The sequence below is a fragment of the Marinobacter sp. CHS3-4 genome (genome assembly GCF_030053415.1).
Classification (GTDB): Bacteria; Pseudomonadota; Gammaproteobacteria; order Pseudomonadales; family Oleiphilaceae; genus Marinobacter.
This window is the reverse complement of sequence record NZ_JASGBJ010000002.1, coordinates 364,834-387,807: the sequence shown is the minus strand read 5'-3', so window position 1 is coordinate 387,807 and position 22,974 is coordinate 364,834. Positions and strand designations below refer to the sequence as shown.

The 22,974-nt window shown below is 54.8% G+C and carries 22 protein-coding genes; 18 read left to right on the top strand and 4 right to left on the bottom strand.

What is annotated here, in order from left to right; genetic code table 11:
* Window positions 1-3: 3 nt before the first annotated feature.
* A complete protein-coding gene (locus tag QLQ17_RS09780; RefSeq protein WP_283209396.1) occupies window positions 4-726 on the bottom strand; it encodes a phosphoadenylyl-sulfate reductase in 723 nt (240 codons plus the stop codon).
* Between the two features lie 191 nt (window positions 727-917).
* Here QLQ17_RS09780 and thrH point away from each other — a divergent pair, with 191 nt between their 5' ends.
* Window positions 918-1,535: a bifunctional phosphoserine phosphatase/homoserine phosphotransferase ThrH gene (gene thrH, locus QLQ17_RS09775; RefSeq protein WP_283209395.1), complete on the top strand. Its 618-nt coding sequence runs from the start codon at window positions 918-920 to the stop codon at window positions 1,533-1,535.
* 104 nt (window positions 1,536-1,639) lie between these two features.
* On the opposite strand, the gene pabB is transcribed toward thrH, so the two are convergent.
* On the bottom strand, window positions 1,640-3,061 hold the full coding sequence (gene pabB, locus QLQ17_RS09770) for an aminodeoxychorismate synthase component I (protein WP_283209394.1): 1,422 nt from the start codon (window positions 3,059-3,061) through the stop codon (window positions 1,640-1,642).
* Window positions 3,062-3,196: 135 nt separating this feature from the next.
* Between pabB and QLQ17_RS09765 the strand changes: the two genes are divergently transcribed.
* The 3 genes from QLQ17_RS09765 (at window position 3,197) to QLQ17_RS09755 (ending at window position 5,794) form a co-directional block, all read left to right on the top strand.
* Complete coding sequence (locus tag QLQ17_RS09765) at window positions 3,197-3,754, top strand: hypothetical protein (protein ID WP_283209393.1); 558 nt, start codon at window positions 3,197-3,199, stop codon at window positions 3,752-3,754.
* Window positions 3,755-3,936: 182 nt separating this feature from the next.
* Window positions 3,937-4,791 carry a DUF6160 family protein gene (locus QLQ17_RS09760; RefSeq protein ID WP_283209392.1) on the top strand — a complete coding sequence of 285 codons (855 nt, stop codon included), beginning with the start codon at window positions 3,937-3,939 and terminating at the stop codon, window positions 4,789-4,791.
* Window positions 4,792-4,894: 103 nt separating this feature from the next.
* The gene (locus tag QLQ17_RS09755) at window positions 4,895-5,794 is read left to right on the top strand and encodes a DUF6160 family protein (protein WP_283209391.1); all 900 of its coding nucleotides are present in this window, start codon (window positions 4,895-4,897) and stop codon (window positions 5,792-5,794) included.
* Between the two features lie 74 nt (window positions 5,795-5,868).
* Here QLQ17_RS09755 and QLQ17_RS09750 read toward each other — a convergent pair whose 3' ends face one another.
* The gene (locus QLQ17_RS09750; RefSeq protein WP_283209390.1) at window positions 5,869-6,492 is read right to left on the bottom strand and encodes a hypothetical protein; all 624 of its coding nucleotides are present in this window, start codon (window positions 6,490-6,492) and stop codon (window positions 5,869-5,871) included.
* 172 nt (window positions 6,493-6,664) lie between these two features.
* Here QLQ17_RS09750 and QLQ17_RS09745 point away from each other — a divergent pair, with 172 nt between their 5' ends.
* The 10 genes from QLQ17_RS09745 to QLQ17_RS09700 all read left to right on the top strand — a co-directional run bounded on the left by QLQ17_RS09745 (window position 6,665) and on the right by QLQ17_RS09700 (window position 17,443).
* Window positions 6,665-7,711, top strand: a complete 1,047-nt coding sequence (locus QLQ17_RS09745) for a DUF58 domain-containing protein (RefSeq protein ID WP_349306793.1) — start codon at window positions 6,665-6,667, stop codon at window positions 7,709-7,711.
* A complete protein-coding gene (locus QLQ17_RS09740; protein WP_283209389.1) occupies window positions 7,708-9,765 on the top strand; it encodes a transglutaminase TgpA family protein in 2,058 nt (685 codons plus the stop codon). The genes QLQ17_RS09745 and QLQ17_RS09740 overlap by 4 nt, the downstream gene beginning before the upstream one ends.
* Window positions 9,766-9,788: 23 nt before the next feature.
* Window positions 9,789-10,802: a DNA polymerase III subunit delta' gene (gene holB, locus QLQ17_RS09735; protein ID WP_283209388.1), complete on the top strand. Its 1,014-nt coding sequence runs from the start codon at window positions 9,789-9,791 to the stop codon at window positions 10,800-10,802.
* Window positions 10,803-10,870: 68 nt separating this feature from the next.
* Window positions 10,871-11,221 carry a PilZ domain-containing protein gene (locus tag QLQ17_RS09730; protein ID WP_283209387.1) on the top strand — a complete coding sequence of 117 codons (351 nt, stop codon included), beginning with the start codon at window positions 10,871-10,873 and terminating at the stop codon, window positions 11,219-11,221.
* Window positions 11,222-11,229: 8 nt separating this feature from the next.
* Window positions 11,230-12,177 carry an alpha/beta fold hydrolase gene (locus QLQ17_RS09725; RefSeq protein ID WP_283209386.1) on the top strand — a complete coding sequence of 316 codons (948 nt, stop codon included), beginning with the start codon at window positions 11,230-11,232 and terminating at the stop codon, window positions 12,175-12,177.
* Window positions 12,167-13,054, top strand: a complete 888-nt coding sequence (locus tag QLQ17_RS09720; RefSeq protein ID WP_283209385.1) for a DUF4892 domain-containing protein — start codon at window positions 12,167-12,169, stop codon at window positions 13,052-13,054. The genes QLQ17_RS09725 and QLQ17_RS09720 overlap by 11 nt, the downstream gene beginning before the upstream one ends.
* Before the next feature lie 10 nt (window positions 13,055-13,064).
* Window positions 13,065-14,144 (top strand): patatin-like phospholipase family protein, encoded by a 1,080-nt coding sequence (locus tag QLQ17_RS09715; protein WP_283210144.1) that lies wholly within the window; start codon window positions 13,065-13,067, stop codon window positions 14,142-14,144.
* A gap of 89 nt (window positions 14,145-14,233) precedes the next feature.
* Complete coding sequence (prmB, locus tag QLQ17_RS09710) at window positions 14,234-15,130, top strand: 50S ribosomal protein L3 N(5)-glutamine methyltransferase (RefSeq protein WP_283209384.1); 897 nt, start codon at window positions 14,234-14,236, stop codon at window positions 15,128-15,130.
* Between the two features lie 40 nt (window positions 15,131-15,170).
* Window positions 15,171-16,265, top strand: coding sequence for a chorismate synthase (aroC, locus tag QLQ17_RS09705; protein WP_283209383.1), 1,095 nt, complete (start codon window positions 15,171-15,173; stop codon window positions 16,263-16,265).
* Window positions 16,262-17,443: an MFS transporter gene (locus QLQ17_RS09700; protein ID WP_349306797.1), complete on the top strand. Its 1,182-nt coding sequence runs from the start codon at window positions 16,262-16,264 to the stop codon at window positions 17,441-17,443. The genes aroC and QLQ17_RS09700 overlap by 4 nt, the downstream gene beginning before the upstream one ends.
* Here the strand turns inward: QLQ17_RS09700 and QLQ17_RS09695 are convergent.
* Complete coding sequence (locus tag QLQ17_RS09695) at window positions 17,435-18,301, bottom strand: LysR family transcriptional regulator (RefSeq protein WP_283209382.1); 867 nt, start codon at window positions 18,299-18,301, stop codon at window positions 17,435-17,437. The genes QLQ17_RS09700 and QLQ17_RS09695 overlap by 9 nt on opposite strands.
* Before the next feature lie 123 nt (window positions 18,302-18,424).
* On the opposite strand from QLQ17_RS09695, the gene leuC reads away from it, so the two are divergent.
* The 4 genes from leuC (at window position 18,425) to asd (ending at window position 22,893) form a co-directional block, all read left to right on the top strand.
* Entirely contained in the window at window positions 18,425-19,843 is a 1,419-nt protein-coding gene (leuC, locus tag QLQ17_RS09690; RefSeq protein WP_283209381.1) for a 3-isopropylmalate dehydratase large subunit, read from the top strand.
* 26 nt (window positions 19,844-19,869) lie between these two features.
* Window positions 19,870-20,517 carry a 3-isopropylmalate dehydratase small subunit gene (leuD, locus tag QLQ17_RS09685; RefSeq protein ID WP_283209380.1) on the top strand — a complete coding sequence of 216 codons (648 nt, stop codon included), beginning with the start codon at window positions 19,870-19,872 and terminating at the stop codon, window positions 20,515-20,517.
* Between the two features lie 55 nt (window positions 20,518-20,572).
* On the top strand, window positions 20,573-21,646 hold the full coding sequence (leuB, locus tag QLQ17_RS09680) for a 3-isopropylmalate dehydrogenase (RefSeq protein WP_283209379.1): 1,074 nt from the start codon (window positions 20,573-20,575) through the stop codon (window positions 21,644-21,646).
* 131 nt (window positions 21,647-21,777) lie between these two features.
* Window positions 21,778-22,893 carry an aspartate-semialdehyde dehydrogenase gene (asd, locus tag QLQ17_RS09675; protein WP_283209378.1) on the top strand — a complete coding sequence of 372 codons (1,116 nt, stop codon included), beginning with the start codon at window positions 21,778-21,780 and terminating at the stop codon, window positions 22,891-22,893.
* Window positions 22,894-22,974 lie beyond the last annotated feature (81 nt).

Here is a 22,974-nt window from a genome sequence, read left to right as displayed (position 1 = left end):
CGACTAATCGTTGGCGATGATGTTGCCGGCGTGAAGCCCGCACTCTTTTTGCGTGGCTTCTTCCCACCACCAGCGGCCTTCGCGCTCGTGCTGGCCCGGCAGAATGGGCCTGGTACAAGGCTGGCAACCGATACTGACAAAGCCTTTGTTATGCAGTTCGTTGAAGGGAACTTCGCTCATGCGGATGTAGTCCCAGACCTCTTTTGAAGACCAGTTTGCCAGTGGGTTGAACTTCACCAGCTGCTTGTCTTCGGTGGAAAACGCGTCGTCAATCTGAACTACTGGTACATCGTTGCGGGTGCCAGGGCTCTGGTCTTTTCGCTGGCCGGTAATCCAGGCGTCCAGAGTGCTCAGTTTGCGGCGCAAAGGGTTTACCTTGCGAATGCCACAGCATTCCGAGTGGCCATCCTCATAGAAACTGAACATACCTTTGCGGGTTACCAGATCTTCAACTTCCTCGGCATCCGGAAATAGAAACTGGATGTTGATGCCATAGTGATTACGCACCTTTTCGAAGAACTCGTAGGTTTCGGCATGAAGGCGCCCGGTATCCAGTGAAAACACCTGCAGGTTGTCAGTAAGCCTGTGGGCGAGCTCAATCAAGGCAACGTCCTCAGCGCCGCTGAAGGAGATGGCAATATTGTCGTACTTCGCGAAAGCGGCCTTGAGGATGGCCCTTGGGCTCTGACCTTCCAGTTCGTTCTGCAACCCTGCAATGTCCGTCATTGAATCTGTAACCTGCACCAGTAAATGTGTGATTAATCTAACATTAAGCGGCCGGGGTCTGAAGGAATCCTAGCGTATAAGGATATAGCGCCTTGCCAACGGTGCATTCATGGCCGGTTTTTCTTATCATGTCGCCCTGAATTCACGTGCTGGCTTCTACCGGCAACGTCCAACATGAACAGGAGAATACTGTGGAACTGGCCTGCCTGGACCTTGAGGGTGTTCTGATCCCCGAAATCTGGATCGCATTTGCTGAAAAAACCGGCATCGAAGAACTCAAGGCGACGACCCGTGACATCCCTGATTACGATGTACTGATGCGCCAGCGCCTCAAGCTGCTGGACCAGCACGGCTTTGGGCTGCCACAGATTCAAGAAGTGATCGGCGAGCTTGACCCGCTGCCAGGCGCGCGGGAGTTTCTGGATTGGCTGCGGGAGCGCTTCCAGGTGGTCATTCTGTCGGATACTTTCTATGAGTTTGCCATGCCCTTAATGAAGAAGCTTGGCTATCCGGCGCTGCTGTGCCACAAACTGGAAGTGAGCGAGACCGGGCAGATTACCAACTACCTGCTGCGCCAGCGCGATCCAAAGCGCCAGTCAGTGCGTGCGTTCCAGTTGCTGAACTATCGTGTAATCGCGGCGGGTGATTCCTACAACGACACCACCATGCTGGGCCAGGCAGAAGCCGGGATTCTGTTCCATGCCCCGGAAAACGTGATTGGCGAATTCCCTCAGTACCCCGCGGTGCATGAGTTTGAAGATCTAAAGCAAGAATTCCTGAAAGCCAGTCAGGTCCATTCCGCAGATTGATCGAGTAATCGGGCAGACCTGTTCAGAACCGTCCGGAGCCATGGATGGCGGAGGCCGAGCGTACAGGGACGTATTTACAGCGTGTTCTGAACAGGTCTGCCCGATTACGAACCACCTCCGAGTGTCTCCAGAAATTCCATTAGCGATTTCACTTTGGTGAGGGTTTCCTGGTATTCACTTTCGGGATCTGAGTCAGCGACGATTCCTCCACCTCCGCAGCAATGAACAACGCCGTTATCGTCAGCGTAAAGCGTTCTGATGGCGATATTGCTCTCCAGTAAACCGTCCATGCTCCGATAAAACACCGAACCGCAATAGGGGCCGCGGTCGTGTGGTTCCAGTTCCCGGATGATTTCCATGGCCCGTATTTTTGGTGCGCCGGTGATAGAACCGCCCGGGAAGGCATCGAACAGGGCTTTCATGGGCGATACGCCCGGAGCCAGTTGGCAGCGAATGTGACTGACCAGATGATGAACGTTGCGGTAGGACTCAAGCGCAAAAAGACCGTCGACCTGAACGCTGCCATCGACCGCACTTTTGCTGAGGTCGTTTCGCAGTAAATCCACGATCATCAGGTTCTCTGCCAGGTCCTTTTCGGAATTCTGCAGCTCTCTGGCAAGGGCTTCGTCCTCACTTGGGTTGTGCCCCCGGGGGCGGGTGCCTTTAATGGGGCTGGTGGTCACCGTGTTGTTTTCAATTCGCAGAAACCGTTCGGGCGAGACAGAAAGAACGGCTGCGCCATCGCTGCGAATAAAGCCGCTATGGGGTGTCGGGTTGTTTTCGGCAAGGGCCCGGAAGGCCTGCCAGGGGTCTCCGGTGTAGGGAGCGGTAAATTCCTGGGATAAGTTGGCCTGGTAACAGTCTCCCGCTGCTATGTAGTCCCGCACTTTTTCTACGCTTGCTTCAAACTGGCTTTTGTCCTGGCGAGCCTGAAAAGGACTGAGGGTTTTCCAGGACATTGCGATAGGAGCAGTAGGCGTTGTTTGCCAGGCGTCGAGTCTTTCGCGAAGCCAGTGAGGAGCCCCAGGGTGAACCCATAAGCAGTGCGAACCGGTAGGGCGGTCATAGCTTGCCATCCACAGGTAGAGGCCTGCGTTGATAAGGGGCGCGGGCATCTTTCGTCTATGGGTGTGTAGTCTGGTTTCGACTTCATGCCCGAATTCGTAACTTATAAAACCGATCCAGCCACCTTTCAGGCAACCGGCGTTATCAGAAACAGGTAGGGAAAAGGGCTCAAGACTTTCTTCGATCAGATTCGCTATTGAATCTGGACCACATGGTTTATTGCTATCGAAAGAGCGGCTCAGTTTCTCACTCGCGAGGGCTGAAAACCCCGTCAGTTGCCCCCGGTTATCTCCCTTACCGACGCTGCCAAGGTATACAAAATCATTTTCCTGAGATGCGTGGGAAAGAAGTCTTTCGTAAATCTCCGGTTCGATCGGAATGCAGTCAGCGTGACTCAATGTGCCCTCGGGAAATTGGAAAGAATGATAAGCCGGCCACAAAAATGCCGTTGTAGGCACCATATGGCAATTGCTCTAATGGCAGGCCTGCCGCAACGGCCGGAACTGAAGCCATGACTATCTTACCTTATTGTCTTCGCTTCTGGTCCAGATACGACAAATACAAACATACAAAGAGAAAGAGGTTTTCCTATGCCAATGAAACAGATTTTTGCTGCCCTGATTTTCGCTGGATGTGTTTTTGGTGTTCAGGCGCAGGAGGGAACCGAAAATCTGGTGATGCCATCCCCGGAGGAAGCCAGGAAGGAAGCGCAGGCGAATACAAAATACCTGGCCGCCCAGTCGCTCAAGAAGGCAAAAGCGCTTCTGGATGCCTATGGCGAGTTTGCGCCTTTTGGTGCAGGGATGTTTCAGGAGGGGGAGGTCAAGTACGTCTGGGCGATCAAGCCAGGTGAAAGCACCGAAGGTGTTAATCCGGTCATGGTCTTGAATGCGGTGAGAAGGGCGCTTTCCAGTCAGGCGCAAGCAGGTCGAATTCTCGGTTCTGCTGTCGTCTACCAGTACCAGAAAGAGGTGGATGGCGAGACTCAACTTCAGATCAATACCGAGCTCGAGTACCTGAATGGCTACGCAGAAGTGATCGCCACGCAGTATGAGCAGGGTGAGGACGGCATCGAATACACCACCTCCGGTAGCCAGTCGTTTGAAGCAAAGGTGTTTGCGGGTTTCGGTAGCACCGGTTCCGCAGAGCAGTGAGGTCGGTTTCTCGCACGCAGAAAGCATGTAATGTCGACTGGTTCAAATTGTTACGGTTTGTATAAATTACGTCAGATTGTGTGCGCGAAATCTCAGAAAATAGGGATAAGCTCTGGGAAACTGACTCTGCGGTTTGGAGAAAGCCGCACACAAAAATAGAAATATCCTTCAAGGAGAAACAAATGAAAGGCCTGAAAAAAATTGCATTGTGTTCAGCAGTGGCCCTGGCGCCATTTGCCGCTAACGCCGAAATGACCGCACTTGACGACTCTGCCATGGGTTCAGTGACTGGTCAGGCTGGTGTGACCATCGACCTGTCTGCCAACGTTTCTATCGGCGAAATCGCGTATCAGGATCAGGGCTTCCTGGCTCTCTCCGGCGTTAGCCTGACTGGCCAGGCTGGCAGCGATCTTGACGACATTCGTCTGACTATCGACGTAGCTGGTGACGGCACAGATCTTGGCAATACAGCCATGGCTAGTGCGTACCTGGGCGCCGACGCTCTTCCTACTCATAATGACGTGGCCGTTGATGACGGCGACCTGGTTATTTCGCTGCGCTCGCAGTCTGGTAACCCTGTCGACTTCAACCTGGGCATCGACTCTGTAGCCCTGGGCGGTTCAGGTTCTACCATCGGTGACGTAGCTGGAAGCGGCGGAACTGTTCTGGTCTCTAACCTGAGCCTGGACGGTTTGATCGGTCCTGTCGACATCGTGATTGATGGTTCATCAAACAACATGAACATCAACGCTTACTTCAACGCTGACGGTAACATCGATATGCCGTTTATTGGCACCAGCTTCGACCTGTACATTGGCAACAAGCGCGGCGGAGGTGCTGGACCATTTGCTCACGCCCAGGCTGATGTTGGTGTAACTCAAAACGCAGCGGGCGAAGATGTTCTGGGCGTTAACGTCACAGATTTCTCCGCTGACGTCGACCTGGAGAACATCAACACTGGTGGCACTGCTAGCATCGGTAGCCTGTACATGACCGATCTGGTTGTGACTGCCGACATGAAGATCTACGGTCACTAAGACGTAGGGAATCAGGATACGCAAGTAACCTGAGAAGAGGCGCCCCAGCCCGTTTGGGGCGCCTTTTTTCGTTTTGGCTCAACGAGGAAAGTCCGGAGCTGCTATGTCCACTCGAATGAATAAAATAGTCCGTCTGGTTCTATTGCTCGGCGTGTCTTCAGGCGCCTATGCAGAAATGGAATCGATTGAGGATGGTGAGCTGTCGAAAGTGACAGGTCAGAGTGGCCTGACCATTGACTACAGTGGTCAAGTGTCGATGCAGGAGTTCCGTTACGAAAACGACGGCGAATACGTCGCTGAAGACATTCGTTCTGGTGGCGCAGGCCTGACAGACGCAGGTATGGCTGCTGGTTACGGTGACAATTTTGATAACGCCAGGCTGACATTTGATGTTGCATCAGATGGCGGGCTGGATGTGCTTTGGCAGTCCCAGAATGGTCAGCCGATCGACTGGGGCCTGGATGTGGGTCGCGTTGCGTTGGGCGATGGCAATCCGGGGCCGAAGACACCTGTATTCAACGGGCTTCAGGCGTGGGGCTTTTTACAAACGGCACAGCACAGCGTGCTCTCTGCGTCTCTGTCTGGTATTGGTCGCGATGTTTCCTACAATTACCTCGCGTTTACCGTTGAGAACCTTAAAACAACCAAAAACCGCCGAACTATCGGTATCGAGGGCGGCTATATCGAAAGCCCGGATTTTGCCGGTAATTCCGTGGACGATATGGACCTGACCGATCAGATTCCATCCTGGGCGGGCGCCCAGAGAGCAAGGTCAACCACGCCGATGGATGATATCCGGGCTGGCTTCGCAGCGTCAGAGTACACTGTGTACTCTCTGGCCGCAGGAGAGCAGGGCGCAGTAAGTGATACCCTGGCCATTGAGGTATCCGGATTTGCTGCCGACATTGGCGCTCAGAATATTTCGGTTGGAACGGCCGATATGGGGCGAATGGCCTTGGACAATCTTCAGATTTCAGACACCATCATTACCCTCAAACCCTGAGTCCCAGAATAAACCCCAGGGCTATGCGATAGCCCTGGTTCCGCGGAGGGCAAAACAAGTCCCGCGAGTCATGCTTACTGGTCTGGTACTTTTATCGACAAATCGAAGCCGCCGCCTGGGCGCGGAACGAGGGAAATTGGTCCTTCGTTAATGGCTCTGGGTACCTGAATGTTATCGATACCCGGTGGGCTACCGATGCCAAAGTTCAGATTCTCGCCATCGTAATTGATGCCCAACTGGTTGTTCAGAAAGTTCTGTGTGAAAGGCTCGTCGGGAATCTCTGCCTGTTGCCCAAATATAATCGGCGGAATCTGTGGAGTGAATTCTCGCTGAGGCTGGGCTCGGGCCAACTCTTCCTGGGATAGCGCCAGTGCTCTTCTCAGGAACTCCTCTTCAGCGCTTTGCAGCGCATCCAACTTTCCTTCCTGTTCCAGACGTGCCAGTGCTTCCCGGTAGGCCTCTTCTTCGGCTTCCGTTAATACGGGTTCGCCTGGGGAGATCGTGAGGGTTTGAAGAACTCTTTCGCGTTCTTCCTGTCGCTCTTCTGAGTCAGGACGAACCAGAATGAGCGCGGAATCTTCAACGTAAGTTTCTACCATTTCATCCGAGGAAAGTGTTTTTACACCGGATAAGACAGGCGCGCTGATCAATACGCCAAGCCCCAGAGATGCAGTGGACAGATACTTGAGCCTGTTCATGACTTTGCCTCGATTCATCGTGATTAAATACTTTGACTAGTATTCGCTGCTGATTAGTCTAATTCAAGGGCTCCCACGCAGGTTTGTGATCAATTGCCGTGTTAATCGAGTATTGTTTTGTTAGCCCCTGTGAATTCCGTCTGTGAGTGACCAACAACGAGTAACATCCTGAATGACAATGAACAGCCGAATACAAAACCGTTGGCAACGGTGGGTGAATCATCGTATCCCCCGTCGCGACCATCAGATTCTTGGCCAACGTAATATTTTTATCCTGCCAACGGGCGCTGGGCTCGTATTTGGGCTGCTTCTTCTGATCATGCTGATTACAGCCATCAACTACCAGAACAGTCTGATTTACCTGCTTACATTTATCCTTGGGGCTGTCTTTGTAGCAGCCATGCATCAAACCCATAAAAATCTGGCGGGCCTTGATATGGTCTTGCTGAAAGGTGGGGAAGGTTTTCCGGGCGAAGCGGTCAGTTTTCTGTTTCGGGCCAGTGTCAAAGGTCACGATTCATTGGCTATATCTCTGATTTGCGAGGGCTCACAGGTTGAGCAGCAACATGTGTTGCAGGGAGAGTCCAAGGAAATACCGCTTATGGTGTATCCGAGCAGGCGAGGATATATAAGGCCGGACAGAGTCCGCGTCGAGTCCCGCTTTCCTTTCGGCTTGCTGAAGGCCTGGTCATGGCTTCGGCCAGAGTCGTTCGGCATTGTCTATCCCAGGCCTTTGCCTGCGCCCGACGCGCAAAGTACCGTTCAGGATGGCGACCAGGCATCTCAATCCCGCTCACTCGATGGCAACGATCATGCTGATTTCAGGCCCTGGAGAGAGGGTGATTTAAGTCAGCGTGTACTCTGGAAGCGGTTTGCCCGAACGGGAGAGATGGTCATTGCAGATTGGGAGGGCGAACAGGGAAGCCCGCAATGGCTGGATTACGATGCCTTTCAGGGCGTTGATCGAGAGCTCCGGTTGAGTTACCTCGCATCACAGGTACTTGAGCGCATGAAAACGAAACAACCGTTTGGTCTGAGCCTTCCTGGGCAGGCGATAGATCCTGACGTCGGCTCTGTACACGGAATCCGTTGCCTGAAAGCCCTCGCGGTCTTTGGGCTGGAAAAGCCCAGAGAAGGTGAAAATCTGCCATTCGGCACGCGCAGGACCGATTCAGCCAGGTATGCCTCCAGTGAGCTCAACAGAGGCACCGGATCATGATTCGCAGAATGCTCCGCGGCTCAGCCGCTACAGCAGCACCACAGTTGATCCCCGGTGCCGCCCTGATCTGGTTAATGGCAGCGTTCGCTCTTTTACTTGTGCCGCAGTGGGACCGGTTGCCAATATGGCTAATGGTGAGCTGTGTGCTGCTGGCGGCGTGGCGCTGGCTGGCTCAGAAAGGCAGGCTCAGGCTGCCCGGGAAATGGTCCAGGGCCGGATTGATGGTGGTTCTGGTAGCTATCTACATAGCGACGGTTCAGGGCCGCTTTACCGTCGATACTGCGGCCTCGTTCTTCGTGTTGGCCGTAGGCCTCAAATGGCTGGAAACCCGCACCGTCCGGGATTTCTATGTGTTGTTGTTTATTCTGATCTACCTCAGCTCGGTCAATTTCCTGTTCCATCAGGAGATACATTGGACGGCGGTAAATCTGGCGTCGGTCCTGCTGATGTTCATTGGTCTGCAGGTGTTGAATGCCCCGGAGGCACCCGCTGCGGCCAGGTCCGGTTGGAAGCGACTTGGCATGATGTTTCTGAAAACCTTGCCCATTGTCGTTCTGTTGTTCGTGTTTTTTCCCCGAATGTCGCCACTTTGGAGTGTTCCATTGGTCTCCGGGGAAGCACGCTCGGGTATCAGTGACACCATGACCCCGGGTGACATTTCCAGTCTTGCCCAAAGCAGCGAGCGAGCTTTTCGTGTCACTTTTGGTGATGACATTCCCGCCCATCGCGATCGTTATTGGCGAGGGTTGTTCCTGGATCGACTTGACGGCGAAACATGGCGTCAGAGCCGCGGGCAGCCTTTCAGACGACCCGGGCGGGTGGCGGTGGACGGGGGCATAGGTGAGCTTCAACCCAATGAATATGACGTGCTTCTGGAGCCGACTGATCAGACCTGGGCCTACGCACTCAAGGGTTCGTCCGCTGTATCAAGTAATGTGAAAAAGAACGAAAACGGTCTTTTCCGCTTTGACAGGCCTGCAGACACGACTGTGCGCTATCGTTTATCCCTCGACTCGGACGGTACTGATCGGGCCGGACGACTTGGTAATGCCAGGCAATATCTGCAGTTGCCTATCACTGGAAACCCCCGGGCCCGCGAATTGGCACAAACCCTGAAAAGCCAGGCTTCGTCTCCGCGGGATTTTGCCAATGCCTTGCTCTCGCGGTTTCGGGATCAGCAATACTTCTATACCCTGAGGCCTCCGCAAATGCCCCGGGATGGCATAGATGCGCTTCTGTTTGACAGCAAGCGGGGCTTTTGCGCCCACTACGCTGGCGCGATGACGTTTCTTCTGAGAGCTGCGGGCATTCCCTCCAGGGTGGTTGTGGGTTACCAGGGTGGGGAGCCCGGCGCTGACAACGACTACCTCATAGTACGTCAGTACGATGCCCATGCCTGGGTTGAAGCCTGGATGCCCGACACGGGGTGGACCCGCTTTGATCCCACGGCAGCGATCTCGCCGGAGCGCATTGAATCCGGATTGCGAGAAGCGGTCCAGGAAGAGGGCTCGTTCCTCGAAAATGACTGGACCTCCCCGCAGCGATACGGTGACATGGCGGTATTGCAATGGGCGTCACTGCAGCTTGATAAAATCAATTATCAGTGGCAACGCTGGGTCGTAGGCTACCAGGGCCAGTCTCAAATGGATTTGATGTCCAGGCTGCCGGGAGGATTCAGCCTGAAGGAGTTAGGCTACGTAACTGCAGCGCTTGTCGGGGGTGCATTGTTGCTCGCAGGAGTCTTCTCTGCGCTGCAGGGGCGTTCTTTCGGCCGGCGGGACCCTTTTTCGAGGCTGTTAATGCGGTGGAATAACCTGTGTCAGGAGGCAGGCGTGCCGGCCCGCCATGGAGAAACGCCGTCCCAGCAGGCATCACGGCTTGCCAAGGCACAGCCAGCCGCGGCGACTTCGGCCCTGACTTTTGCCCGGTTGGTGAACAAATATTACTATGCATCAGACCAGCGTTTCGGTGCCCCCGAAGATTTCGGACGAATGAAACGGTTGCTGGCAACCTTGAAAAAACAGGTCAGACGGAACCGAGGCCGTCACTCATGACCGACTACAGTGGTTCCTGAATTATGCCCATCGAATCCATGGCCTGGCTGAATGCTCCCTGGGAGCGAATTCGTCAGATGTTCGCTGAAAACAGATTGCCTCATGCGCTATTGCTCACAGGCGAGCAGGGCGTTGGCAAGCGAATTTTTGCTGATGAACTGGCCGCCCTGTTGATTTGTGATCGTCCGGATATCGCCAGCGGGAATCGCTGTGGTAGCTGCAAGCAGTGCGAGCTAGTTTCTGCTGGCACCCATCCGGATATTCGCCGCTATGCCCCTGAAAAGAGCCGGATGATCAAGATTGACCAGATCCGATCGCTCGCGGGCTTTGCTGTGGCCTCACCACAGGTGGCTGCGCGTAAAATCGCGATGATTGATCGTGCCGACCAGCTGAACATCAATTCCGCGAATGCTTTGCTGAAGACCCTGGAAGAGCCGGCTGATGACGTGGTGCTGATTCTGCTGCAGGAGAGTGGCCGACCCATTCTCCCGACCATCCGTTCTCGCTGTCAGACTCAGAATCTGCCTACGCCCAATATGGAGCAGGCAAGGATCTGGCTTGATCAGAAGCTGGATGAGCTGGATCCCGACGCACGACCAGATCAGAACCAGAAGGCCAGAGCTCTCAGGCTTGCCGCCAATGCACCGCGGCTGGCTCTCGAGTATCTGACGGAAGATTTTCTATCGGTTCGTGACGAGGCATTCGACCAGTTCAGACGTTTCATGAAAGGCCAAGTTTCCGTGGGTGAGGCTGCAAAACCGTTCAAGACTCTGGGCCTTGAGGCTTCACTGTGGCTGTTCGAAGGATGGGCGGCCGATCTGGCTAGATTGGGTGCAGGTGGCGTTGCCAGGGACGAGCAGGCTTCGGATATGTTGGATTTTCTGGCAAAGAATAACCCGGTCTGGCGGGCCCATGAGCTTATTGATCTGATCCACGAGTCACGGTCAGCAGGAGTGTATAACGTCAGTGTAGAGCTTGAGGCAAGCCGATTACTGATTGCCTGGCAGAAGCTGATGCCAGTGAAGCGGGCGGGGTAGTCTAGGCAGCCGTTAAAAAGTGCTGCTATGATTGCGAAATATCGAAAGTTTTAACACAGGTGTATTCTATGGGCCCGGGTTTCGGAGCACGCAGTGGTATTCTCACCCTGACTATCAAGGACAAAGCGGTCCTTTACGCGGCCTACATGCCTTACATCCGTCAGGGCGGTCTGTTTATACCTACCCAGAAGCAGTATCAGTTAGGCGATGAAGTGTTTCTACTTCTGAATCTCATGGACGAACCAGAAAAAATACCCGTTGCGGGAAAGGTTATCTGGATTACGCCGAAAGGCGCCCAGGGCAACCGGGCTGCGGGTATTGGCGTTCAGTTTAATGGTGATGATGAAACTGCACGCACTAAAATTGAATCCTACCTGGCAGGGTCTCTGACCTCGGACCGTCCCACCCACACAATGTAAGGCCTTCAATGAATGAGGTACTCCAGGGTGCGGCACCTGATTCTGATTCTTTGTCCGGGCAGGGCGTCGCTCCGCACGAAATAGACTGGCCTTTGCGTCATCTCTCCCTCGCTGGTCTTCATTGGCCCGCCGTTTCCCAGAAAAACAAAGTTCCGGTTCTGATGGTTCATGGCTGGCTGGATAATGCCATGTCTTTTGCAAAGCTTGCTCCGGCGATTGCCGAAGACAGGGACGTGTTTGCACTTGATCTGGCAGGCCACGGTAAATCAGGGCACAGGGCCGCAGGGCAGGGCTATCCCTTGCCTGACTACGTGGCCGATCTGGCCGAGCTGGTGGCGAATCACTTCGACAAGGAAGCCTATCCGCAAGGCATTGATCTGGTGGGCCATTCATTGGGCGGCATCATTTCGCTGTTTTACGGCGCGGCTTTTCCCGAGCGAGTACGCCGTCTGGCAATGATTGACAGTCTTGGGCCGCTCAGCCGGGAACCGTCTGAGGTGATTCCTCAGCTCCGCAAAGCGATCAGGAAGCGGTTGGCGGGGTCAGGCGAACCGGTTGTCTATTCGAGTGTGGAAGAGGCTGCCAGGGCGCGGGAAGGGGGAATGATTCCTCTGTCACATCAGGCTGCCATGTTGCTTGTGCCCCGAAATCTGAAGCAGTTGAATAAAGAGGGCGAGGAAAAGTTTCAGTGGTCCACTGATGCAGAATTGAGGTATCCCTCAATGATGATGATGGACGAAGCCCAGGTCACGGCATGCCTGAACGCGGTGAAACTTCCCGTTGGATTTTTACGGGCAGAGAAAGGCCTGCTTGCTAGCCGGCCCGAACTTGATCACCGTATTGATGCCATCAAGGGGCTGGAACTTGTATCTGTGCCTGGTGGTCATCATTGTCATCTCGAGGGCGATGTACGCCCAGTTATTCACGCAGTGAGGAATTTTATTGATGTGTCTTAAGCGTGCCGCGGCCCTGGTGTTGTCCATGATGCTGGCAGAGACTGTGTTGGCCAACCAATTGCCACCCGAGCCTTTTGAGGAATCGGTGCTGGAGGAGAAGGTAACGCTGTCCTCTCCGGGGCGTTTGGTGCTTTTTAGTCCGGTTCGGGAGGTGAATAACGAGATTCGCTCGGCCTCAATGGCCAGATTGCCGATCAAAGGTTCTGGCCATCTTTACCGCATTCTCGAAGGTGCCAGCCGTGAAGAGGCCCGCGACCATTACCTTCGCAGGCTGAAGGCTCGAGGTGCCCAGATAATTTTCGAATGTTCGGGACGTGGCTGCGGTCGCAGTAACGTGTGGGCCAATCAGGTCTTCGAGCAGTCTAATCTCTATGGACGGGATGAAAACCAGGACTATCTGATTGCCGGATCGATTGACGAGAACGGTAAGCCGTCGCTGACATTGATTTATACAGTGACTCGAGCGAACAAACGTGAGTATGTGTGGGTGGAACAACTTGAATCTCCCCCAGGCACCTCGATACCCGGTCTGGGCACTGCCAGCGCCAGAATAAAAGGCCCTGTTCTGGTGCCATGGAAGGGCAGCATTACTTACAATTTCGAGTGGACCGCGACTGACCGTCGACTGGTGAACGAATGGGCCGGTCTTGAGGGCGCGGAAGTGGTTCTGGTGGGATATAGCGAACTGGGGGAAAACGAAACTCTGGAAGATGCCATGAAGAGGGCTGGCCGGGCGGTCGATTCGCTGTCTCGGGTGCTTGTGAAAAGTGGGGTATCTGAAAGTCAGCAGAAACGCATCATCGCAGGGCCGTCGATCGTTATTCCAAACCCGGACCGCCAGGGAAATCGGGTAGAAATCATGGTTATTACGAGGTGAATAAGTGAGCATGACGGGTGAGCGCAAAACCGTTGCGTTAACTTTGGGAAGCGGTGGCGCCCGGGGGTATGCCCACATTGGCGCCATTGAGGTTCTGCAAGAGCGGAATTACGACATTATCGCCATTTCTGGCTGTTCGATGGGAGCATTGGTGGGCGGTGTCTACGCGGCGGGCAAGATGAAAGACTACAAAGACTGGGTAACCGGCCTTGGTCAGTTCGATGTGCTCAAGCTTCTGGACGTCACATTCAACTCGATGGGTGCGATCCGCGGAGAGAAAATTTTCTCGGTGGTGCGGGATATGATTGGCGATATACGTATCGAAGATTTACCAATTGCCTACACCGCCGTTGCCACAGACTTGCTCGGTCACAAAGAAGTCTGGTTCCAGGAAGGTCCTCTGGACCAGGCGATCAGGGCTTCCGTTGCCATCCCATCAGTAGTGACTCCGCTCGTGCTCAACGGCCGTGTTCTGGTAGATGGTGCCGCACTGAACCCTCTGCCTATTATCCCGACGATTTCATCCCATGCTGATTTGATTGTCGCCGTGAACCTCAGTGGCGAGGACGATCGCCGCAAGCGAATCGCCGACGCCGCCATTGAGGCAAGCCTTGCAGAATCGGACGAGGACGAATGGACAGAGAAGCTTCGGGATAAGGCATCGCGCTGGTTCGACCTGGACACGCTGAAAACGTTGTCCGCGTGGCGTGACAAAGGCCTGGGTGATGAATCCTCTACAGAGGACAAGCTTGGGCATGCCCTCGCAAGGAAAGAGGCCGAAAAGAAAAAAGCAACGTCGAAGCCTGCCAGCAAAAAGAAAGAAGACTACGAAACGATCGACTGGAACAAATTGGGTATCGGTAAGTTCGATGTGATGAACCTGACCATCGAAACCATGCAAAGTGCCCTGGTTCAGTACAAAATTGCCGGATACCCGCCGGACTTGCTGGTGAATGTCCCGAAAAATGCCAGCCGCAGTTACGATTATCACCGTGCGCCAGAGCTCATTCAGCTTGGCCGGGAGAGAATGGCTGCGGCGTTGGATCGGTACGAGCAGGATCAAAACAGTTCTGGCCCTCTCGCCCTCTAAGCGCTGGCCCTGAGTTTAGACGCGGTGCTGTAGGGCGCGACCGAAAACGCGTATAATCCCCGCTCAATTTTCAGTAACAGGACGTTTCAGTGACTGCCGTTGCCGACGATCTCCAGACCATTCGTGATTATCTGCGCTATGTGTGTTCCCGTTTTGCAGAGTCACCGCTGTTTTATGGTCATGGCACCGACAATGTCTGGGATGAAGCGGTTCAGCTCGTCATGCGGTCATTACACCTGCCGCTCGAGAACAATACCCTGTTTCTGGATGCTCGGCTGACCAAGGCTGAAAAAGAGCTGATACTTCAGCGTCTGTCCCGCCGAGTCGATCAGCGGGTGCCTCTTGCCTATCTTCTCGGAGAGGCCTGGTTTATGGGGTTGCCGTTCTTTGTTGATGAGCGGGTGCTGGTGCCCAGATCGCCTTTGGGAGAGTTGATTCAGAACGGTATACAACCCTGGCTTGGTGACCGGTATCCGGAGCGGATTCTGGATCTGTGCACTGGTAGTGGCTGCATCGGCATTGGGGCCGCCCTGGTATTTGAGGAAGCGGAAGTGGATCTGTCGGATCTATCAACCGATGCGCTGGAGGTGGCTGCCATTAATATCGACACCCACGATGTGTCCGATCGCGTCAGCACCATCCAGTCAGACGTATTTGATCGGATAGAAGGGCGATACGATCTGATTATCAGCAATCCGCCTTACGTGGATGCCGAAGATATGGCGGATATGCCAGCCGAATTCAGGCATGAGCCTGAGCTGGGCCTGGCTGCCGGCGAGGATGGATTGGATATTGCCCATAAAATATTGTCCGGGGCTGCCGATCATTTGAATCCCGGCGGACTGCTGATTGTTGAAGTAGGTAATAGCTGGCCAGCTCTGGAAGCAGCGTATCCGGATCTTCCCTTTACCTGGCTCGAATTTGAACATGGCGGTGACGGGGTATTCCTTCTCACTGCGGAAGATCTGGAGCAGGTTAGGTCCTGACTTAAACACGATTCTCATAAAACCTATTTAAGATACTGATATGTCTGGAAACAGCTTTGGAAAATTGTTCACGGTAACCTCTTTTGGCGAAAGCCATGGTGCTGCCCTGGGTTGCATCGTAGATGGTTGCCCTCCCGGGCTTGAACTTTCTGAAGCTGATCTTCAGGGAGATCTGGACCGGCGCAAACCCGGTACGTCGCGACACACCACCCAGAGGCGGGAGGCCGATGAAGTCCGGATTCTGTCCGGCGTGTTCGAAGGAAAAACCACAGGCACGCCAATAGGCCTGGTGATCGAAAACACGGATCAGCGCTCCAAGGATTACTCCAAAATTGCCACGCAGTTCAGGCCTGCCCACGCGGATTACACCTACATGCACAAGTATGGCGTGCGGGACTATCGGGGAGGTGGTCGATCGTCAGCCCGTGAAACAGCGATGCGAGTGGCGGCAGGCGCCATTGCACGCAAATACCTGCACCAGCGCCTGGGCATCAAGGTTCGTGGTTATCTGTCTCAGCTCGGGCCCATCCGCGCAGAGCAATTTGACTGGGATCAGGTGAACCAGAATCCGTTTTTCTGCCCGGATGCATCGAAAGTGTCCGAGATGGAAAACTATATGGACGCACTGCGAAAAAGCGGTGATTCCATTGGAGCTCGCATCAATGTTGTTGCTGACGGGGTTCCGCCAGGGCTGGGCGAGCCGATTTTTGATCGACTGGATGCGGATCTGGCTCACGCGCTGATGAGCATCAACGCCGTAAAGGGTGTCGAGATTGGTGCTGGTTTTGACTGCGTTGAGCAGAAAGGGACGGAGCACCGTGACGAGCTGACGCCCGACGGCTTTTTGTCGAACCAGGCCGGCGGCGTTCTGGGCGGCATTTCCTCCGGTCAGCCGATTCTGGCCAGTATTGCCCTCAAGCCGACTTCCAGCCTCCGTATTCCAGGCCGCAGTATTGATGTGGACGGAAATCCGGTGGAAGTGATTACCACAGGGCGTCATGATCCCTGTGTGGGCATTCGTGCAACCCCGATCGCCGAAGCGATGATGGCCATCGTACTGATGGATCATTACCTCAGACACCGGGGCCAGAACGGCGACGTAACCGTGTCAACGCCTGACATCGGCCAGTCCTGATACCACAGAACGGAGGCAGTACCATCTACTGGCGGCTATCGAACCTCTACTTCTGGTTTTTTGCGCTACTGGGCGGTTTGCTACCGTACTGGTCCCTGTACCTTGAAGGGCGGGGCTTTTCCTACCTTGAAATTGCCACGCTGATGGCAACGATTCAGTTGACCAAGATCGTTGCGCCCAGCCTCTGGGGTTGGCTCGGCGATCGCACCGGCCAGCGTGTGAGGCTGGTAAGGGCTGGCGCGCTGATCGGATCGCTGTTTTTCGCCGGCGTGTTCATGGAGCCCGGTTTTTACGGGTTGTTGCTGGTCATGCTGGCCTTCACCTTTTTCTGGAACGCGATTCTCCCGCTTTATGAAGTGATCACCCTGCGCACACTGGGCACTGCCAAAGAAAAATATGGCAAGGTGCGGCTCTGGGGGTCGGTTGGGTTCATTGGCGCCGTGGCTTTGGTGGGCGCCATTCTGGACTACGTGCCTGTCACGAATTTGCCCTGGCTTCTGTTGCCGGTGTTTGCCGGCATCGCGGTCTCTGCCTTTCTGGTTCCCTCGGAACGTGGCGAGCGGAAACCTCCTGCCCCTAAAGGCAGCTTGAAAGCGATCGTCACACACCCTGCGGTGATGACCTTTTTCTTGATGAATTTCCTGCTTCAGGTGTCGCACGGCGCCTACTACACCTTTTTCAGTATCCACCTGGAACAGCATGGATACGGCAAGCTTTCCATTGGATTGCTCTGGTCGTTAGGTGTGCTGGCGGAAATCGGTCTGTTTCTTGTGATGCACCACCTTACCCGACACTTCACAGTTCGTCAGATTGCCATTTCAGCCCTCGCGCTTACCATGATTCGCTGGATTCTGATTGCGGAAGTGACGGACCTGGTGTTTGTCCTGATTTTCGCCCAATTGCTTCACGCAGCGTCTTACGGCGCCTTGCACGCCATTTCCGTGCAGTACATTCAGGGATTCTTCGGAAAGCACCATCATGGCCAGGGGCAGGCTCTATACAGCGGGCTAACTTTCGGAGCGGGCGGGGCGATTGGTGCCTGGTTATCCGGATTCCTGGTGGATGGCTTTCACACGTCAGCCGCGTTCTGGGGTGGTGCTGTGGCCATGGCCATTGCCATCGTGTTGACCTGGTGGGGCCTGCGTCCGCCACCTGCCGAAACAGACGAATCAGCGTAATTCCGATGCGATTTTCAGAAGGGCCCGGGCCTGCGGGCTGAGGGTTCGGCCGACCAATCCGATGCCTCCGAGCAAGCGGCTGACCCTCGGCTCCATTGGCAGCCGAACCAGGGTCGAGTCCATCATGTTTACCGGCAGAACGCTCCAGCCAAGCCCGACACCTGCCATCACCTTGATGGTTTCCATGTAGTTGGTTGGCATCTGCAGTTTCAGGGTTAGCCCCTGATCCAGGAACAATCGGCTGACCGTTCGGTAGGTTGCGGTTCCCGCCTCCGGCAACAGGGCGTCGTAACGGGCGAGATCAGTGAGCGTCGGCTGTTCCAGGTTTGCCAGCGGGTGTTCAGGCGACACCACGAACGCCATCGTATCTTCCCAACGAACCTGAACTTCAAACGAATGGCTCATGCTTTCACTGAGGGTGACGAACGCGAGCTCGGCTGTCCGCTTCTCCATCTGATCCAGTGCGCTCTCGGAATCCATAAATTTAAGTTCCAATGAAACGTCCGGGAACTCACGGTTCAGTCTCCGCAGCCAGGCCGGTAAATGGTGCAGGCCAATGTGATGACTGGCGATCACCGACAGGCGTCCGGCGACGGTGTCTCGCTTATCCGACAACGCCAATTTGGCATTGTGGACTTCATCAATGATCCTGCGGGCATGGGGCAGCAGCCGGGCGCCGGCATCGGTCAGTTGAATCTGCCGGTTGCTTCGGTCGATCAGCCGGTTCCCAGCCAGGCTCTCCAGTGCAGAAAGCCTTTTACTGATGGCCGGTTGGGTCAGGTGCAATCGTTCGGCGGCTTCCGAAAACGATTCCTGGTCAATGATGGTCACGAACGCTTCAAGAAGGTGGGCATCCATCGCTTTATCTCTCGTGCATTCCTATATGGAATGGTATCTATAAAAAACATGAATTGAGGTTATTCTGCGGGCTGCGGTAATATTGGTCAAACAATCCCGATACCAACACAGTGAGAGAGAGTCATGGCGGGCAAAACCTTATACGACAAATTATGGGACGATCATCTTGTCAAGCAGCGGGATGATGGTTCTGCACTGATCTATATCGATCGCCAGTTGCTCCATGAAGTCACCTCGCCTCAGGCCTTTGAAGGTCTCAGGTTGGCAGGCCGGAAACCGTGGCGCCTGGATGCCAATCTGGCCACGCCGGACCATAACGTACCTACAACCGATCGAGAGCGGGGTGTTGAAGGGATCGTTGATCCGGTTTCCCGGATTCAGGTGGAAACCCTGGATAAGAACTGCGACGAGTTCGGCATTCTGGAATTCAAGATCAAAGATCAGCGCCAGGGCATTGTGCACGTGATCGGCCCCGAGCAGGGCGCTACGCTGCCTGGAATGTCTATTGTCTGTGGTGACTCCCATACCTCGACTCACGGTGCCTTTGGCTGCCTTGCCCACGGCATCGGCACGTCAGAAGTCGAACATGTGCTGGCCACTCAGTGTCTGGTTCAGCAAAAAATGAAGAACATGCTGGTCAAGGTGAATGGCAAGCTTGGTCCGGGGGTTACTGGCAAAGACGTGGTGTTGGCGATTATCGGCAAGATCGGTACCGCTGGCGGTACCGGATATGCCATCGAGTTTGGTGGCGAAGCCATTCGGGACCTTTCCATGGAAGCCCGCATGACCATTTGTAATATGTCGATCGAGGCCGGTGCACGTGTCGGGATGGTCGCGGTGGACCAAACCACCATTGATTACGTGAAGGATCGCCCGTTTGCACCCAAAGGAGACATGCGGGATAAAGCCATCGAGTATTGGAAAACGCTCCACAGTGACGAAGACGCAGTCTTCGACAAAGTCGTTGAACTGGACGGCTCCGCCATCCAGCCTCAGGTGAGCTGGGGAACCTCTCCGGAAATGGTTTCGGCAGTGGGTGGCAACGTGCCCGACCCAGAGGCCGAAGCGGATCCTATCAAGCGTGAAGGCATTGTCAGGGCGCTGAAATACATGGGCCTTCAGCCCAACATGTCGATTGGTGATATCAAGCTTGATCGTGTGTTTATCGGTTCGTGCACAAACAGCCGTATCGAAGATCTGCGCGAAGTGGCAAAAGTGGTTAAAGGCCGGAAAGTGTCTCCGTCTCTCAAGCAAGCCATGGTGGTACCGGGTTCTGGTCTGGTCAAAGCTCAGGCGGAGCAGGAAGGTCTGGACAAGATCTTCATCGAAGCCGGCCTGGAGTGGCGTGATCCGGGCTGCTCCATGTGTCTGGCGATGAACGCCGACAAACTGGGGCAGGGCGAGCATTGCGCGTCGACGTCCAACCGGAATTTTGAGGGCAGGCAGGGCTTTGGGGGCCGAACCCACCTGGTCAGCCCCGCAATGGCCGCTGCTGCTGCCATCCACGGCCATTTTGTCGATGTTCGAGAAATGATGAACTGATCCACTAGTAGACCAGGAGAAGAACCATGAGAGCGTTTACACAGCACAAGGGCGTCGTTGCCCCCATGGACCGGTCCAATGTGGATACGGACATGATTATCCCCAAGCAGTTTCTGAAGTCCATCAAACGGTCGGGCTTTGGTCCTAACCTGTTTGATGAGTTGCGTTACCTGGATGAGGGCAAGCCGGACCAGGATTGTTCGCAGCGACCGATCAACCCGGATTTCGTGCTCAATCAGGACCGGTACAAAGCGTCCAGCATTCTGCTGGCACGTAGAAATTTTGGCTGCGGATCGAGCCGTGAGCATGCGCCCTGGGCATTGGAGGATTTTGGGTTCAGAGTCATTATTGCGCCCAGCTTTGCCGATATTTTCTACAACAACTGTTTCAAGAATGGTCTGTTGCCGATTGTTCTGGATGAAGAAAAAGTAGACCAGCTGTTCGCTGAAGTTAAGGCGGAGGAAGGCTATCAGCTGTCAGTGGATTTGGAAGCCAAAACCGTAACTACTCCCTCGGGGCAGGTGTTCAATTTTGAGGTTGACGACTTTCGCCGTCACTGCCTGCTCAAGGGCCTGGACGACATCGGCGTAACGCTTGAGGACGCTGAGCTGATTCAGTCTTACGAAGAAAGCCGTCGCAAGACCGCGCCCTGGCTGTTCAGTCGCGGCGCATGAGCAGGACCGCGGCCAGATAAGGATTCAATCAATACGACTTGTACAAGGGAAGAAGATGTCTAGAAACGTATTAATGCTACCCGGCGACGGAATTGGCCCCGAGATCGTCGCGGAAGCCGAGAAGGTGTTGCACAAGGTCAATGAAAATTTCAGCCTGAATCTGAGCTTTGAAACTGCCCTGGTGGGTGGCGCCGCAATCGAGCAGCACGAAACCCCGCTGCCAGACGATACCCTGGCCAAAGCCAGGGCAGCCGATGCAATCATACTGGGTGCCGTAGGTGGCCCTCAGTGGGATAGCCGGCCGATGGCCAGTCGCCCTGAAAAGGGTTTGCTCGGACTGCGCTCGAACCTGGAGTTGTTCGCCAATCTGCGTCCGGCCATCCTTTACCCTCAGCTGGCCTCTGCGTCTTCGCTGAAGCCGGAGGTCGTGTCTGGGCTGGACATCATGATCGTCCGGGAGTTGACCGGCGGCATTTACTTTGGACAGCCACGTGGTGTCAGAGAACTGGAGAGCGGCGACCGTCAGGGTTACAACACTTATGCCTATACCGAATCCGAAATCCGCAGGATTGGTCGAGTGGCCTTTGAAACCGCACAGCAGCGTGGCAAGAAACTGTGCTCTGTCGACAAGGCAAACGTACTGGAAGTGACTGTTCTATGGCGGGAAATCATGGAAGACCTGCGCCGGGAATACCCGGATGTCGAACTGTCCCATATGTACGTCGATAACGCCGCCATGCAGCTGGTCCGCGCGCCCAAGCAATTCGACGTGATTGTGACGGGTAACATGTTTGGTGATATTCTCTCTGACGAGGCGGCCATGCTTACTGGCTCGATCGGCATGTTGCCTTCGGCGTCTCTGAACTCTGACAAGCAGGGCATGTATGAGCCCTGTCACGGTTCGGCCCCGGATATTGCGGGTCAGGGTATTGCCAATCCGCTGGCGACCATCCTGAGTGCAGCCATGATGCTGCGGTACAGCCTGAACGAAGAGAAAGCGGCTGCGGCGATCGAAGCCGCTGTCAGCAAGGTACTGGATCAGGGGCTGCGCACAGCAGACATCATGTCACCGGAAGGCCGCAAGGTGTCTACCCGAGAGATGGGAGACGCGGTTCTGGCCGCGCTCTAAGCTCCGCGAAAGGCGAAGACGATATTCAGTTCCCGATAGCGACGCGATGCGGTCGCTGCGGGATAATCCATCCCGTCCCTGACAGCGATAGAGTCAGCGGGCGGGCATAAAATGAGGTTCAAAGGTCGCACATGAAGCGAGTTGGACTTGTAGGTTGGCGTGGCATGGTGGGCTCGGTCCTCATGCAGCGCATGCGCGAAGAAAATGATTTTGCCGATATCGATCCGGTTTTCTTTTCCACTTCCCAGACCGGGAAGCCGGCGCCGGATGTAGGCAAAGAGGGTGTTCCGCCTCTTCAGGATGCGTTCGACATTGACGCTCTGAAAGCGCTGGATGTGATTGTCACCTGCCAGGGTGGTGATTACACGAACGCGGTGTATCAGAAGCTGCGAGACGCTGGCTGGACTGGTTACTGGATTGACGCGGCATCAACGCTTCGTATGGCAGATCACTCAGTGATTGTTCTGGATCCAGTCAATCGTAACGTCATCGATGACGCCCTCGCGAAGGGTGTGAAAGACTACATTGGCGGCAACTGCACCGTTAGCTTGATGATGCTTGCTCTTGGCGGGCTTCTTGAGAAGGATCTGATCGAATGGATTTCGCCCATGACCTATCAGGCGGCATCCGGTTCCGGTGCCCAGAACATGCGAGAGTTGCTTAACCAGATGGGCGAGCTGAACGGCAACGTCAGTGAAGAACTGGCAGATCCTTCATCGGCAATACTCGACATTGATCGCAAGGTTACTGAGACCATGCGGTCTGATGGCTTTCCCACCGAGCACTTCGAAGTGCCGCTGGCTGGCAGCCTGATCCCGTTCATCGACAAGCAGCTTGATAACGGAATGAGCAAGGAGGAATGGAAAGCGGGCGTTGAGACCAACAAGATACTGGGTCGCAGCGACAGCCCGATTCCAATTGATGGCATCTGTGTACGGATCGGCGCGATGCGCTCACATAGCCAGGCATTGACCATCAAGCTAAAGAAAGACCTTCCGGTGTCTGAAATCGAATCCATCCTGGCAGGTGCCAACGATTGGGTGAAGGTTGTTCCTAATGAACGGGATGCCTCCATTCAGGAACTGACGCCCGCCAAGGTTACCGGCACGCTGAGTGTGCCGATTGGTAGAATCCGTAAACTGACCATGGGGCCGGAATACATTTCCGCGTTTACCGTCGGCGATCAGTTGCTGTGGGGGGCTGCAGAGCCACTGCGCAGGATGCTACGGGTACTGCAAGAGCAGTAACCAGTCGTTTATGAAGGCAGGTTTCTGCCAACTGCGTTCGATTTCGAAGAAACCAACAGGGGCGGAGGCTGAAATATGCCT

Excerpts from the sequence above, each read along its gene's own strand:
- QLQ17_RS09780 (WP_283209396.1), bottom strand. The coding sequence starts at position 726 with ATGACGGACATTGCAGGGTTGCAGAACGAACTGGAAGGTCAGAGCCCA.
- pabB (WP_283209394.1), bottom strand. The coding sequence starts at position 3,061 with ATGGTGCCTACAACGGCATTTTTGTGGCCGGCTTATCATTCTTTCCAA.
- QLQ17_RS09765 (WP_283209393.1), top strand. The coding sequence starts at position 3,197 with ATGAAACAGATTTTTGCTGCCCTGATTTTCGCTGGATGTGTTTTTGGT.
- QLQ17_RS09760 (WP_283209392.1), top strand. The coding sequence starts at position 3,937 with ATGAAAGGCCTGAAAAAAATTGCATTGTGTTCAGCAGTGGCCCTGGCG.
- QLQ17_RS09755 (WP_283209391.1), top strand. The coding sequence starts at position 4,895 with ATGTCCACTCGAATGAATAAAATAGTCCGTCTGGTTCTATTGCTCGGC.
- QLQ17_RS09750 (WP_283209390.1), bottom strand. The coding sequence starts at position 6,492 with ATGAACAGGCTCAAGTATCTGTCCACTGCATCTCTGGGGCTTGGCGTA.
- QLQ17_RS09745 (WP_349306793.1), top strand. The coding sequence starts at position 6,665 with ATGACAATGAACAGCCGAATACAAAACCGTTGGCAACGGTGGGTGAAT.
- QLQ17_RS09740 (WP_283209389.1), top strand. The coding sequence starts at position 7,708 with ATGATTCGCAGAATGCTCCGCGGCTCAGCCGCTACAGCAGCACCACAG.
- holB (WP_283209388.1), top strand. The coding sequence starts at position 9,789 with ATGCCCATCGAATCCATGGCCTGGCTGAATGCTCCCTGGGAGCGAATT.
- QLQ17_RS09730 (WP_283209387.1), top strand. The coding sequence starts at position 10,871 with ATGGGCCCGGGTTTCGGAGCACGCAGTGGTATTCTCACCCTGACTATC.
- QLQ17_RS09725 (WP_283209386.1), top strand. The coding sequence starts at position 11,230 with ATGAATGAGGTACTCCAGGGTGCGGCACCTGATTCTGATTCTTTGTCC.
- QLQ17_RS09720 (WP_283209385.1), top strand. The coding sequence starts at position 12,167 with ATGTGTCTTAAGCGTGCCGCGGCCCTGGTGTTGTCCATGATGCTGGCA.
- QLQ17_RS09715 (WP_283210144.1), top strand. The coding sequence starts at position 13,065 with ATGACGGGTGAGCGCAAAACCGTTGCGTTAACTTTGGGAAGCGGTGGC.
- aroC (WP_283209383.1), top strand. The coding sequence starts at position 15,171 with ATGTCTGGAAACAGCTTTGGAAAATTGTTCACGGTAACCTCTTTTGGC.
- QLQ17_RS09695 (WP_283209382.1), bottom strand. The coding sequence starts at position 18,301 with ATGGATGCCCACCTTCTTGAAGCGTTCGTGACCATCATTGACCAGGAA.
- leuC (WP_283209381.1), top strand. The coding sequence starts at position 18,425 with ATGGCGGGCAAAACCTTATACGACAAATTATGGGACGATCATCTTGTC.
- leuD (WP_283209380.1), top strand. The coding sequence starts at position 19,870 with ATGAGAGCGTTTACACAGCACAAGGGCGTCGTTGCCCCCATGGACCGG.
- leuB (WP_283209379.1), top strand. The coding sequence starts at position 20,573 with ATGTCTAGAAACGTATTAATGCTACCCGGCGACGGAATTGGCCCCGAG.
- asd (WP_283209378.1), top strand. The coding sequence starts at position 21,778 with ATGAAGCGAGTTGGACTTGTAGGTTGGCGTGGCATGGTGGGCTCGGTC.